Here is a 14,918-nt window from a genome sequence, read left to right on the forward strand (position 1 = left end):
CCTAAAGCGATATAAAAGCCTTGTCTACTCACGATACGATATGTAAATTAGTTTTCTTCATCTTTAGTACCTTCAATTTTTGGCAGATCATTTTTTTCCTCCTTTTCATCATCACTTTCTTTTTTTTCTTCTTCTTCCTTTTTCTTTACTGCTTTCTTGAAGAAAAGGGCATCTGTTAATTCACTGAATTTATTAAACTCTTGTGTAAAGATAAGTGCGATACCACTGGTAATGGTTTGTCCATCTATTACATTTTCAAATTCGTTTCTTCTAAATCCTTTTAAACGATATCTTCCATCTTCTGTGAGGATATATTCTAAACTTACATTTCCAATAAGTGGGGTGGCTTCTCCTGTGGAGCTGCTTCCTTGTAAATCTACTTCGCTACCTACGCGTACAATAAGCCTATCGTCAAATAGTTTCTTTTGTGCTGCAATATCAAGTTGCGTTCGTTCTGTAGGGCTTTCACCCTGATAGTCGGTATAACTATCTAATCCAAAGTCGAGTTCTACGCCTGTATCTCCAAGAATTTTATCTGAAAATACATTCAGCTGATCAGAAAGGGCATCATTCAAATTATCTCTTGCTACGGTTACCGCGCCACCGCGACTTCCATCACTGCCAGGCTCAGGATAAAAACGGTTGAGTACTAAGAGTGAGAATACTTGTTTGTTCAGTTCTGCTTCCTGCTGGTTGAGTTGTTGGATTCTTCCATATACCTGTCCGCCGATGGCTCCTTGCTCATCTTTAGGCATATCCAAATTAAAGGATATTTTTGGTTGTAATAATTCGCCATCAATATTTAGATACACGTAAAAGGGGAGGACTTGTCTAAATTTTCCTCGTATGGAAGGATCAGCACCAGAAGTCTGTGCAGCCATTAAAGCAGATGCCGAAGCTTCTACATCATAGAGTGCTTTTACATCAAGATCTGCATCAAATGGATCGCCAGACCAAGAGATACGGCTTCCTTTGACAATCTCAAATCTTCTGTTGACCAGATTATAAAGATTCATTTCATAATGACCGTCTACAACATTATATACGCCCACAAGATTCATTCGTCCGTTAGGTCGCATGGTAAAATTAAAATCGCCCTCTCCAGAAACTTGGAAGTTATCTTCAGTTTCTTCATCGATAATGATTTTTACTTTAGCGCCTTTTCCAACAGTAATTAGTGATGAAATATCAAATCCAGTAACGGTAGCTGCTGTCTGCTCTTCGGTATTGGTAAGGATAGCATCGGGATTCTCTCTGTTTACAAAAGTAACGACACCATCTTTTTCTTCTATGTTTACAGCAGCAGAAGGCATGATATACGTCACATCTGTGGTAGGAGTTACCGTGAGTTTAAGATCTAATTTTGGGATTTGTAAATCTCCAGTTAGTGTTGCATCCGCATTAAATGCGGCGGTTCCATAGAGGAAGTCGTTATCTTTTTCGGTGGCGTTTAGGATTTGAAAATTATTGGCTTTCACCGAAAGGTTAAACGATGGATTTATAAGATTTTTAGTCCCTACAGATCCAGAGAGGACTAATTTATTTTTATTAGCATCAAGTATGGTAAATTTATTTAGGGAGAGTCCTTGATTGTCAATATTTAATTTCTCATTAGGCAATGTAAAAGGGGTATTAAATTTAGTCACTTCAAATCGTGCTTCTTTAAAATTGAGTTCGCCTTTATAGTTGGGCTCAGCAATAGGACCATCTATGGCAAATTTTCCTGTAAAAAATCCACTTGCATCACTCACTTCACCTAACGTAAAGCCTTCTAGCGCTTTCATATTAAACTGTGAAATGTCGAGATTTAAATCCAACAATGCGCCATCGTCTTTTGCAAGATAATCTCCAGTAAGATCTAATTGTACCTCACCGCCTTTAATTCCCATGTTAAAGTCATACTTAGCGTTACCCAATGCTTTTGCATCCATCGTCAATGTACCCAGCGGAACATCGAGCACTTGCAGTTTGTCAATGGTAAGGTCTGCGACCACGCCTACATCTGTAAAAGGATTTTCTATAATAAAATCGCCATTAAGATTTCCATCTGCGAAGCGTTCTTCGGGATTCAGGTAATCTAGAATTTCTCTGAGTTTGAAGTTGGTGTAATCAATGGCAATATGGTCTTTCTCAATGGAAGGGAATTTATCAGTCACTGCTATAGACTGTCCATTTTTAGTGATTTTGAAGTCATTAAATTCCAGTTTATTTTCTGTATAGATTACCTCATTAGATGCAGGAATCGTCCAAGCATTTTTGTTGAGGATTAAATCTTCAGGAACTACTTTAAATTGTAACCGTTCTCTATTTCCTGTGATGCGTGATTGGACATGAACTAATTTAACTTCATCATCGTAAGAAAGGAATTCAAGGTCTAGTTCGTTATTGACTTGAATACCTGTTAGGCTTGTTTTTTTAATGGAAAAAGGACCTGCATTTATCTCATTAAATCCGAAATCAAAATTAAAGTCATCGCGATCTGTTGCTATAGAAAAGGCAAGACTATCTATTTCATTTCCTGCATAGTTGATATGAGGAGCGACTACATTCGCCTTGAGTTGCCTTGATTTTTCATTAAAATCTACGGCAATGGTAATGGTATCAATATCTTTAACATTTACTAAAAACACTTCATTCAGTAAAGGTGCCTGACTTATGGTTCCTTTCACTTTAATACGCACTGGTTTTGTAATAGAATCGGGGACTTCTGTATCTCGATAAAAATAGCTGAATACGTGACGTTGTAGAGCATTTCCGAATGTTTGAGGGTCTGTGTTTGATTCTAACTGTAGATCTAGTATTTTATTTCTTATAGAGATAGACGTGGTATCTGTATGTACATACGCAGCAGCATCAAAACTTCCTAATAGGTAGGTTTGATTATCATAGACAACAACGCCATCAATAATACTTCCATCGACTTCGTAGTTTTTTGCATTGCCTTTAAAATTTGCTTTCAGTTGTAAGCCTGTACGTACATCACGTTGCATGAGTCCTAAGGCTTGTAGGTCGGCACCAATAATATTCATATTGATATTTGCCTCAGGAGCAATTGAATCTGCCACCACAAAGGCTTCTAGATTCATATTAAGATTTTCATCTTTATAAGTAGACTTTACTGTTCCTTTCCCGTTTTTGATCGCACCATTGATTTCAAGATCTTTGATCGCATACTCATTTAGTTGAAAACTTGAAATTGTTGCTGTAAGATCAGCGTCTAGGGTATTGATTTTGGTACCACTTCCTTTCCCGTTAATAGTCAAACTGATAGGACCTAGTTTTTCATTTTGCAACAATTTATCTAGACGGTATTCTTGTATGTTGATATTAGCATTAAAAGCAAGTTCTTTCTTGTTCTCAAACATCCCTTTTACAGAGGCAATTCCTTGCGAAGTGGTCACTTTTATATCTGTACTTATCGCATCTACCGTTCCTTCTAAACGTCCTTTTAGTTGGATCTTTTCTGGAAGTCGGATACTAAGGTCTTCTTCTTTTACAAAGTTGATAAGATCTGTCCTCGTGGTTGATGCCTGTACAGTCGGGAAATCAAATTGCAAATTGTCTGGATCTGTCGCATTTTTTACGACTCCATTGGACATCACAATTTCTGTAGACGCACCCCATTGGATGTCTGCGTTTGAAATTTGTATAGAAGATAAAACGCCTTGTGCTTTTAACGATCCTGAAATGAGTTTTTCACTAACAGCAACTAGATATTCATTTTCTTTAAGCGATGGTTGAAATTGAAAGATTTCTTTTGCATCCAACTGAAAAGTAGGAAAATTCAAGGCTATGGTACCAGATTCTGGTGCGTTGATAAAGCTAGATAAAGAATTGTAATCTAACTGAAACCGTCCTTGTAAGCTATTGTTATTAAGGGCTAAGGCGATATCTTCTGCAATAAGTCTACGATCTGTTATTTCAAAACGAGTCGTGAAGTTTTTGAGTTGGATGCCAGAGGCTTCGTTAAAACGTAATGTTTTGATATCTGTACCTGCAGATGTATCTTTTAGGTATAAATTGGTTCCTTGGTATGAAAGGTCATTAAGAAAAATAGCATTCGGATTAAAAACACCCTTCTCAGGAACAGCATTACCAACCTGATATGATATATTATTTCGCGAAAGCGAAATCTTTCCAACTTCAATATCAAACGCTGGCCATTCAAATTCTTGTGGACTGTTTGTAGTTGTTGCAGCTTGCACATCAGAATTCATGTTGATACCAATCTCAGAATTCGCTAACTCTACGGTAGTAATATCAATGGTATTAGTTTGAAGATCAATTAGCGGGATTTCAGTGAATAGGGAATCGATATCTAGTGTTGCTTCCAAGCCCATAGCTACATCGGTATAATCTGCCACTACATTTTGTAGGGTAATCTCATCCAAAACCAGTTTTGGTAAGGGAACTTCCTCATCAGAAGGAGGAATAGGGCTTTGATGATAATTTATTCGAGCGTCTTTCAATACGGTTTTTGAGACGTTAAACGCCATTTCTTCCAAATCAAAAGTATCCACTTCGAGTAGCATCGATCCTATCACAAACTTGCTATCAATTCCTGTAACATCATCTACATAATCGATATCAAAGTCTTTAAATGAAAGATCTCCGAGTGTAATTTCGGGGATAGGCGCAGGCTCATTTGTGACACTTTCTTCCGTAGGTGCTGCCAATGCATCGATCAAAAACTGAAAATTAAAACCTTGTGTGGTATCTTTTCTGGAAACTGTCGCTCTTACGCCTTCCCAGTCTAGGGAAGAGATACCAATACCATCACCTTTAATAAGTGGCCAAATCGCGACACCTGCTTCTAATGATTTTGAATAGACGAGTGTATCGCCTTTGAGATCTTCCAGGTAAAGTCCTTCTAGCATCAAATTACCGTCAAACGTAAGGAAAAAGCGCTCAATATCGACACGTGTATTTGTTTTGTCTGAGATATATGAAGTGACTTTATTGACAATGATATTCTGCCCCCATGGGCTTCGTACAAAAAGAACTAAGGAAATGCATACTATGAGTAGCACAAGAAGTGATTTGCCTACAAAACGAAGTATTTTAAAACGCTTTTTCTTTTTTACTTTGTCTTTACTAGCTTCTTTCACAAGGGGTCCTTATAGGAAGTTTTACTCGATAATCGAGATTTAAATGCTCCGAGGCTTGCCTCGAAATTAAATGGTTCGTTTCTTAAAATGCCTCCGTGGGCTTGCCCCGAGGTAGTTTACTGATCTCTTATCTAAGGTGTATTTTACAATAGATTTATAAACGGTAAATGTATAACATTGTTGTAAAAAGTACTTACTTATGGTCTTAGTAATTTTGACGTATTAGCATTAAAATGTGATGCGATTGCGCACGTTTTACTTTTTAAACGATATAATTAGGTGGATGGGCGGATGAGTTTAAAAGTTTATGGGTTTAAATCTTTCATAGACAGTATCCAAAATTTTGTGTAAATAGAATTTCAGCGGGTTTATTTTTTAGACTTTAACCCTTTTTTTTAATATAGTTAAGTATTAACCTGTAGTTGCTAATCGGCTGTGTTCACTTCTTTTTTGCTTTTATTAATACTAGATATACTAATTTATTGCAACAACCTTAGAGGTTTATAGATTAACATTTTTTGTACTTATCATTAAGCCCTTTACCTTCTAATATCATGGGGATGCATTTTTCAAGTCTTCGTAATCGCGTGGCTTCTTGTTTGGCACCCCCTATGTGTTCTGTGTATTCTCTTTGTTTGGACGGGGATAAGGCTTCAAATGCGGTTTTTAATGATTGCGCTTTCGTACTTCGGCTATGCTCAGTATAAACTTCTTCGTTATTATATGACTTGAAAGCAGACTCCAACTCGACGGGAATAATTGTTTTCTTTTTGCTGCGATTGGGTTTGATCTCCTTTCTGTCTTTTGCATTTTGAATAGCTTCTAGGAGATATTCTTTTAAAATGGTTGGATCAATCTCTTCTAGAGATTCATAATGTAAAGACCGCATCGCCTTTGTTTTTCCATCTTGGGCATTGCGTAAAAGATTCTTTTTATCTTCTAAAAATACGCCTTGAAAAAACCAAACCCCAAAATGATTTTTAAAATTTGCAATGCCCACCACATTACGCCCGTTAATGGTGTAACAAGGTAAACTCCATTTCCAGTCTTCTTGAAGTTCTGTATCTTTAATAACAGTACGCAATTGCTGAAGACCCTTTTGCCAAGGGGATGATTTTGTAAAATAGTGTTCTATTTTTTCAAGCGTATTCATGTTACTGTTTAATAATCTTTACTGTGTGTATTTCTTTTTTACCAGTAATGCGCACAAAATAAACCCCTTTTTTGAAAGAACTGCTATCTATTAATTCTCCACTGTCTAAGCCCGTAAATTGCGTTTGTAGATATACTCGTTTTCCACTCACATCAAACACTTCTAAAGTAGAGATAAATGTAGATGGTGGTAAGACTACCTGAAACTGGTTTGAGACGGGATTTGGAAAGATACGTACTGTATCTTCAAGGGTATTGTCTTGTAACGAGAGCACATTATCATACAGGACTTGAAGTGCATCTATAGGCTCTTCACCAAAAGGCACTTCTTCTATATTTAATCGCAATGTTGGGCTTCCAGGTGCATCTGTCGCTTGATAAACCACAAGGTAGGCAGAGGTAGAAGAAGTACCTCTATCTAGGCATCTCATATCAGCTCCTGCAAAATTGGCGCCTTGCATGGCTGCCATCAGTTTATCGGCAAGACTTCCTTCGGTCGTATTAAAGTTGTTTTCCATATTGGTTAATACGGTTTCATTAAGCAAAATATTACCTTGCACACTGTAGGTAGCACCTTGGATATCATCTTTAAAATCGTCTGCGAGGTTTCCTGTAAAACCTGCGGTTCTAGGGTTTCCTTCTGGGTCAAAATCGGCGATACCGTATTGTCTAAAGGCTGGATTAAAGTTTTGAGAACCACAGTTATCATTATTGATTAAAAAATCAATGATTTCATCTGGTGAGAGTCCGGCTTCCATTTGCTCAATGGCACTCGCAAGGTTTGAATTAGGAATACACACATAGGCTTGGGAGTTCACACCGCCACGTCCTGGGATGATGTCAGTAATAATATCGATAAGACCGCCAAAAGCGCCTATACCATCCACACAAGAAGCTCCTGCAGAGCCAACTTCACCAGTAGCGGGATCTACAGCGATAATAGAAAAGGTGTCTTGCGCGTAAAGACTAAGACTGAAGAGCAAAGCGAGAAGTAAGGTGTAGTTTTTTTTCATGGTATTTTTTAAAGTTAAAGTTAAGGAATTCTTAGGAATGTCTTCGGTTTTTTGTGAATACATCTTGGTTGCTAAGCTTACAGCAAGGTTTGGTAGGGAACATACAACTGGGTATTAAAAAATGACGGTTGGGTAGGTTATGCTTTCGCGAAAGCGTAATTAACCACACTTTTGTCTTGTCAACATCAAACAACGATATATTATGATTTCTAAAACGCAATTAAACGAAGCTCGATTAGATCTGGCATACAGAGCAAAACAAGGGATTGATTTTATTACCGCTGCTACTATTATTTGGATATTGATTACAATTATTTGGAGTACAAATTTTGATCTCTCTATTAAAAATACAGCAACACTGGCGGTAAGCGGAATGATGATGCCACTAGCTTTATTGTTTTCAAAAGTGTATAAGTCGCAATGGAAGATAAAGGAGAATCCTTTGCATCCATTAGGGTTATTGCTCAACATCGCACAGCTATTCTATTTTCCTATTCTTGTGTTGGTGATCAAGTTGATACCAGACTATTTTGTACCTGTTTATATGATCATTACGGGGGCTCATTTCTTTCCGTATGCGTGGTTTTACAAACAACCAATATACGCCATCATGGCAGGAATCATCTCGGTTGGAGCGGTTATCTTAAGCTTTACGGTAGTGACGTCATCACCTATGATGGTACCACTCGCCATGGCGATTACTTTAGCGATTCTTATCGTTGTATTGTCTATTTCTAATAAACGACTGGCACAGACTTCACAGTATCAAGTCGTCTAAAAGAGTCATCATCCATCATCCATCAAAATCAATCATTATGAACTATTTATATGTCTTATTTTTCTTTTTATGTGTCAGCAGTTATGGACAGGCGACGGTTTCTGGAAAGGTTACAGACAACAAAGGAATTCCGATCGAAGGGGCTAACATATACTTGGACGGTACCTACGATGGCGCCTCAAGCACTGTGGATGGGACATTTAGTTTTACCACAAGTGAGACAGGTGATCAGGTATTGATTGTTACGTTTCTGTCTTACGAACCGTATTCTTATTTTGGACCTGTATCCAGTATGAAGGAATTACCTATAAAACTTAAAGAAGATGTCAATTCGTTGGATGCGGTTGTGATTTCAGCGGGGAGTTTTGAGGCGAGTGATAACAGTAAAATATCGGTTTTAAAACCGCTAGATGTTGTTACGACGGCAAGTGCTTTAGGCGATTTTGTGGGTGCTTTACAAACGCTTCCGGGTACGACAACTGTCGCGGAAGATGGGCGCCTTTTTGTACGTGGTGGAGATGCTGGAGAAACGCAGATATTTATCGACGGGATTCGGGTGTTTACGCCTTATACGCCCACTACCAATAATATTCCAACACGTGGGCGATACAGTCCGTTTTTATTTGATGGCATTACGTTTTCTACAGGAGGCTATTCGGCAGAATATGGAGAAGCACTTTCGAGTGTACTTTTACTAAATACTGTTGATGAACCTGATCAAAATAAAACGGATATCTCTGTGATGTCTGTTGGCGGTGGAGTAGGACTCACTAGAAAATGGGAGAAGTCTTCTCTAAGTTTAAGTACTTCCTATATCAACCTAGCTCCCTACATTGCTGCGTATCCTGATCGTAATGATTGGTCAAAACCTTTTGAAGCGCTTTCAGGTGAAGCGGTCTATCGGTACAGAACCAATGATGGGTTGTTTAAATTATATACAGCTTTTGACACTTCCAACTTTGAATTGAATCAGGAAGATATTAATCTAGAAGATGGCGTTGATTTTGCTTTAAAAAATAGTAATCTATATGTGAATACATCCTATACAGGTGTATTGTCAGATACGTGGAGTATTCAGACAGGAGGGAGCTATACGTATGCAAAAACAGATGTAGGTATTATCACTAATGATATAAATAATACCGAAAATTCAGCACATGTTAAACTAAAATTCAAGAAGCGTTTTTCAAATCGATTTAAAATCTCAATGGGAGTAGAGCAGTTTATTACAGATTTTAATGAAGATTTTACAGGTGTTTTTGATACACAAACAATACGTGATACGTATGGATACGATAGTAACATTAGTGCACTCTTTACAGAAGCAGATGTTATTTTTTCTAAAAAGTTAGCTTTAAAAGCTGGGTTGAGAGGTTCTTATAGTGATCTTGTCAATCAGTTGACTGTTTCGCCACGTGTATCTTTGGCGTATAAAACAGGTAGTAAAAGTCAATTGTCATTTGCGTATGGTGATTTTTACCAGAATCCCACCAATGATTTTTTAAAGTTTAGTCAGGAGTTAGAAGCTCAAAAAACACAGCATTATATTTTAAACTATCAATACAATAACAACGGTCGTATTTTTAGAGCAGAAGCGTATAGAAAAACGTATGATCGTCTTGTGACTTTTGATACAGAATTTGCAAGTACAGAGAGTGTATTTGAGAATGGGGGTAATGGGTTTGCACAAGGATTAGATGTGTTTTGGAGAGATAATACGAGTATAAAAAGTATGGATTATTGGATAAGTTATTCTTTTTTGGATACAGAGCGACAGTATTTGAATTTTCCAGAAAGGGCAACGCCTTCTTTTGCAAATACACATAACTTCTCAGCAGTGGCAAAGTATTTTATTACCGATTGGAAATCGCAAGTGGGCTTTAGCTATCAGTATGGCTCTGGACGTACATACACCAATCCTAATACGTCAGGTTTTTTACAAGAGGAAACCAAGTCTTTTAATAGTATTAGTCTCAACTGGGCGTATTTGATCTCACAACAAAAGATTTTATACGTTTCTGTCAATAATGTGTTAGGCTTTAATAACGTAAATGGGTTCCAATACAGTAACACTCCCAATACCAATGGAACTTTTGAAAGAAGAGCGTTAACACCCGCTGCAGATCAGTTCTTTTTTGTTGGTTTTTTCTGGACGATTAGTGATGATAAGAATAGTAATCAACTGGATAATTTATAAACACAAATTCCTCGATGTATATCGAGGAATTTGACAATGGATAGAATAATTAGTCTTAAGAAGGATCACATCCTAGTGTCCCACCAAAGTTTTTACAAATCCCTGATAATACGGTATTACAATTTCCTGATGAGGTATAACATTTATCACCTGCATTTTTTCCAACACAACCTCCAAAACAATAGTCAGCTCCTCCATGGATACTTTGTTGTTGTTTTTTTGATAAAGTGCCTCCTAAGTTTGAAATCTTTTTTAACATGGTTTTTAGATTTTTAGCTATTAAAATAAAAGCGATGATTTTAAAGACACTCACCCTTTGTGTCTGCCTTTTACAAAAAAAGATATCTAAAGTTGGCTTTTTTGTTCTAAGAAAACAATAGCCGTTTCATAAGTGATGTTATTTTTTTCAAATCTGTAGACTGAGATTTAAGGTGTTTTGTAATCTTATATAAATCAAGGAGAATACACATGACATTCTCCTTGATTTGATTTAGGACGATTATTGGATACCGTCGCAAACAATATTGCCACCAAAGCTTTTACAAGTGCCTTGACAATTACACCCTGCAGAGTTATAGCAGGTATCTCCTGCTTCTTTTCCACCACATCCTATTGGACAATCAGGTGGTGCGGCTTTTCCTCCATGGACCTTTTGTTGTTGAACTTTGCTTAACGTTTCTCCTAAATTTGAAATGTTTTTTAACATAATATTGAAATTTTTAGCTATTAAAATAAGAATGACTTTTTTAAAGACACTCACCTTTTGTGTCTGCTTTTCGCGAAAAAGGCTTTAGTGTATACTGGTTTTTGTAAACAACTTAAAACCAGTATAAAGTATTAATATCTAAATGTTGCTTTTTTATATTATTAAAGCAATAGTCACTTCATAACTGATTGTTTTTATTTCAAATACGTTATTATTTTAAAAAAAGTTCTCCATACAGTAATTACCGTATGGGGAACTTTTATGTGTATTAGTTTGATATTAATTTAAAAAATCGGTAAAATCAAAAGTATAATTTGAGTATTCACATCCCATTGATCTTGTAGGTCTTGCAATAATAATAGGACCGTTTGCAGCAGAGGCATATTCTTCGTTTACAGTTTGATTTTCAGTAGCTGTATTAATCTCACCCGGAGTACAGGGTTGAAAAGCATACATACGATATCCATTATTTGCAGTTTCTGGAGTCATAGGGTGTGCGGATGATGTGATTTCTGTAAACGTTGGTGTCATGCCTATTGGCAGATATATTTCAATACATTCATCAGCAATGATATAGGCTAAAAATCCATCTACCATAATTGCTATTTCCAATGGAGTAGGTGTACTTGTTCTTAATTGCTCAAAGTGACCAGGCATAATTGGACTTCCATTTCCTCCATTTCCTGTATCTAAAGGTGGTTCTGGTGCTTCAGTTGGTCCTAGAGGGCAACCTTCATTTACATAAGATTGAGAGACAATCTCAATAAGACGTTCTCTAAACGCTAATTTAAATGGATCTGTGTCAGGAATATTTGGACCTATTAAATCTTCTATATATATGGTGCTATCACTATAATTAGTAAGGATATTATAGTTTATACGTTCAAGAAATTGCTCTTTTGCAAGCGTATTACTAAAGATGAGGTTGGATGTGGTAAAAGAAATCCATTGCAGCGTATGCTCAAGAGCTACAGCTTCTGGTGTTATTGGAGCAGTAGCTCCAAAAGAAGCTCTAGCATTATTGTTTTCTACTGTTTCTGTCTGTGTTGTTGTAATTGTTAAATCACTCGAGGTAACAGAGTCTTCTTGCGGTACGATCTCATCAGTATCACAGGATAGGAATACTGTAAACAATGTGAATAGTAAAATAGGGATTAATGCTTTCATAGTTTTAAATTTTAATTGCAAGGTAATAGTACTAATTTTTATACAAAATGGGAGCGTACTTATATATACGTATGTGTTTGTTTCATATTTGCTAGCTCTTGTTTCATTTTTGATTTTAATCAAAAATACGTTTAAGTACATACTCTTTTCGTCTACTAGATACAGGTACTTTAATATCAAGGTGCACTACAAGAACTCCTTGTTTATTATATTTAAGCACATGTTTTTTATTTACTATGTAGGATTGATGGCAGCGTATAAAAGTATCTTCAGAAAGAATTTCTCCGACTTTTTTAATGGATTTTGAGATCATAATTTTTTCCAGCTGCTGCGTATAAAAAGTTGTATAATTACCATCAGATCGGCAATAAATAATATCATCTTCATAAATAGCATATACGTTATCACTGGTTTTAAGAACGACTCTTTTGTTTTTGACGCCATTAAAATATTCACTAGAGATCTCGACTAACTTTTCTAAATTACTTTCTTTTTTTTCTTTTGTAGTTACTTTTTGTAGTGCTGCTATAAACTCATCGTGATCTACAGGTTTTAAAATATAATCTAACGCACCTACTTTAATGGCTTTTATAGCATGCGTATCATATCCGGTAACAAAAATGACATCAAAATCCTTATAGGTTACTTTTTGTAATAAATCAAAGCTAGTTCCATCTCCAAGATCTACGTCTAGCAGGACTAATTGTGGCTTGCACGCTTCTATAGCTTTTATACCAGAGGCGACACTATCTGCTTCTTGTATACTATTAATTTCATTTTTAAAATGAGTTGTAATACGTTCTCTGATATCAGCCCGAATGCTGGCTTCATCATCAATAATAATAGCTTTAATCATGCTCTGTTAGTCTATAAGGGATTAAAAAGGTAGTGATCACTCCACTCGTAGTAGCATCCAACTCCTTCTTATTGACATTGGTAATTTTCTGTTTGGTTGCTTTTTCTATAAAATTTGTAATCAAAGTAGTTGATACAGATTCCTTCTCTTTATAGGTCTTTTTACTGGCATTGGTTCCTATACCATTGTCTTCAATACGACACTCTAAAAAATTTCCTTTTTCGGTCAATGTAATCGTAATCTTGCCTTTGTAATCAATGCCTTGAAAGCCGTGTTCTATGCTATTCTCTATAAAGGGTTGTATAAGCATAGGCGGAATAAATATAAAATCTTCTTCTTCTAAATCATTCAATTTAATCTCATAATCAAATGTGTCTGGAAAGCGTACTAATTGTAAATCCATATACTTACGCAACGATTCTAATTCTTTTTCCAGTAACACATAGTTATTTGTAGAGTTTTCTAAGATGAGTCTTAATAATCTAGAGAATTTCAGTAAGTAATCGATAGCGCCTTGTTGATCCTGTTTAATTTTATTTTGGATGGCGTATAAGGTATTAAAGGTAAAGTGCGGACTCATTTGCGAGCGTAGCAAACGTTGTTGCATTTGTAAACTCATTTTATCAAAGGAACGCTGGCGTCTTTTGTAAAAATAAATACCAAATCCAATTAATAATATGGATAGTATAAATAGAAGTAGTAGTTGTATTTGTGTCTTTATCGTGTCTATTTCTGCTTGTTGTTTTAGAACTTGTAACTGTTCTTTTTCCTTGAATGAAGATTCTAGCGATTTTAAATCTTTGTTATACTTTTCTTCATACCTCGCATTTTGATATTTAGTAATCGTATCTAGGTATTTTTGAATTTCGGTATAGCTAGATTTTGTTTCATAGACATATCGTAGTTTATAACTTAAAATTCCATTCCTTGTATTTTCAGAACTATATAAATTATCTTCGTATACAGCTTTGTCTAGGTATATTTTTGCAGAATCATATACTTTTAAATCTAAATATACTTCTCCAAGATTTGTATAAGTTTTAGCGTATTCGGCAATATAAAATGGTGTTCTTTCAAGATAGGTGAGTTCCTGTAATCCTTTAAGATAATAATCTCGAGCTTCGGAAAATTGCTGATCTACGTGAAGGTAATACCCGTATGCACTATACAAATGCCTTTTTTGCTCATGGTTTAAACTTTCTTTGTCTTGTAATATGGTATCTAAAGTTTGATAAGCTCCTATTTTATCTTTAAGATAAAAATATTGTATTTCTGTTCTGGTAATAATTGCCCGAATTAATAACTCTTTATTGTTAGTTTTTTTTAAAATATCAATACGTAGATCGGCATACTTCAGCGCTTCTTTATAGTTTTGAGTGGCTTTGTACGTTTGTATGAATTGATAATATACTTTTGATATATTACTGTAGTCATCTTCTTTGAGTATAGATGCTATTTTCTTTGAAATCGCAATACATTCACCATATTCTTGTAATTGATAATGACTTCTCCAGGCTTCATAAAAATAAAAGAGTTCTCTTTCACTTTTTGGAGCGTCTTTAATCGTGGACATGGCTTTGTAATAATAGACAGAAGCGCTATCTGTTTTACCTAATGTTGAATAATAAGTACCTATTAAATAATCATTTTCAATGCTGAGAGAATCAGAAACAGTGAGTTCTGTTTGTATCAGTGCTTCTGCTTTTTTTAAATAGAATAAGGTTGAGTCTGAGGAACTCTGACGCGATCTTTCCTGTAATTGAGCAATACGATTATTGATGCTTTTACTTGTCAAATTTTGATCTGTAGTGCAAGAAAACACCAAGAATACGACTAGAATACGATATAGGAATATATTTTTTAGCATACATCAAACATACATGAAATGTTAAAATTAAGATAGTTCTTTGGAACATAATACGTACACAAATCCATTACATT

General features: G+C 35.7%; 10 protein-coding genes. 2 read left to right on the forward strand and 8 right to left on the reverse strand.

The genetic code is table 11. The features are described from left to right. Window positions 1-47: 47 nt before the first annotated feature. From Q0505_RS17035 to Q0505_RS17045, 3 genes are all read right to left on the reverse strand, one after another. The gene (locus Q0505_RS17035) at window positions 48-5,108 is read right to left on the reverse strand and encodes a translocation/assembly module TamB (RefSeq protein ID WP_299215472.1); all 5,061 of its coding nucleotides are present in this window, start codon (window positions 5,106-5,108) and stop codon (window positions 48-50) included. 508 nt (window positions 5,109-5,616) lie between these two features. Beyond that, entirely contained in the window at window positions 5,617-6,261 is a 645-nt protein-coding gene (locus Q0505_RS17040) for a DUF1801 domain-containing protein (protein WP_299215474.1), read from the reverse strand. Between the two features lies 1 nt (window position 6,262). Further along, window positions 6,263-7,273: a DUF1028 domain-containing protein gene (locus tag Q0505_RS17045; RefSeq protein ID WP_299215476.1), complete on the reverse strand. Its 1,011-nt coding sequence runs from the start codon at window positions 7,271-7,273 to the stop codon at window positions 6,263-6,265. A gap of 202 nt (window positions 7,274-7,475) precedes the next feature. Between Q0505_RS17045 and Q0505_RS17050 the strand changes: the two genes are divergently transcribed. Both Q0505_RS17050 and Q0505_RS17055 read left to right on the forward strand, forming a co-directional pair. Next, window positions 7,476-8,051: a hypothetical protein gene (locus tag Q0505_RS17050; protein ID WP_299215478.1), complete on the forward strand. Its 576-nt coding sequence runs from the start codon at window positions 7,476-7,478 to the stop codon at window positions 8,049-8,051. A 37-nt stretch (window positions 8,052-8,088) separates the two neighbouring features. Then, entirely contained in the window at window positions 8,089-10,248 is a 2,160-nt protein-coding gene (locus Q0505_RS17055; protein ID WP_299215480.1) for a TonB-dependent receptor, read from the forward strand. 55 nt (window positions 10,249-10,303) lie between these two features. Here the strand turns inward: Q0505_RS17055 and Q0505_RS17060 are convergent, their stop codons facing one another. From Q0505_RS17060 to Q0505_RS17080, 5 genes are all read right to left on the reverse strand, one after another. Continuing rightward, on the reverse strand, window positions 10,304-10,507 hold the full coding sequence (locus Q0505_RS17060) for a hypothetical protein (protein WP_299215482.1): 204 nt from the start codon (window positions 10,505-10,507) through the stop codon (window positions 10,304-10,306). Window positions 10,508-10,747: 240 nt separating this feature from the next. Next, window positions 10,748-11,008, reverse strand: a complete 261-nt coding sequence (locus Q0505_RS17065; RefSeq protein ID WP_299215484.1) for a hypothetical protein — start codon at window positions 11,006-11,008, stop codon at window positions 10,748-10,750. A gap of 225 nt (window positions 11,009-11,233) precedes the next feature. Further along, the gene (locus Q0505_RS17070; protein WP_299215486.1) at window positions 11,234-12,121 is read right to left on the reverse strand and encodes a hypothetical protein; all 888 of its coding nucleotides are present in this window, start codon (window positions 12,119-12,121) and stop codon (window positions 11,234-11,236) included. Window positions 12,122-12,236: 115 nt separating this feature from the next. Next, window positions 12,237-12,977 (reverse strand): LytTR family DNA-binding domain-containing protein, encoded by a 741-nt coding sequence (locus Q0505_RS17075; protein ID WP_299215488.1) that lies wholly within the window; start codon window positions 12,975-12,977, stop codon window positions 12,237-12,239. Then, window positions 12,970-14,844 carry a histidine kinase gene (locus Q0505_RS17080; protein WP_299215490.1) on the reverse strand — a complete coding sequence of 625 codons (1,875 nt, stop codon included), beginning with the start codon at window positions 14,842-14,844 and terminating at the stop codon, window positions 12,970-12,972. Before Q0505_RS17080 ends, Q0505_RS17075 begins: the two co-directional genes overlap by 8 nt. Window positions 14,845-14,918: the final 74 nt, after the last annotated feature.

Origin of the sequence: uncultured Dokdonia sp. (assembly GCF_937910895.1) — a bacterium.
GTDB lineage: Bacteria > Bacteroidota > Bacteroidia > Flavobacteriales > Flavobacteriaceae > Dokdonia.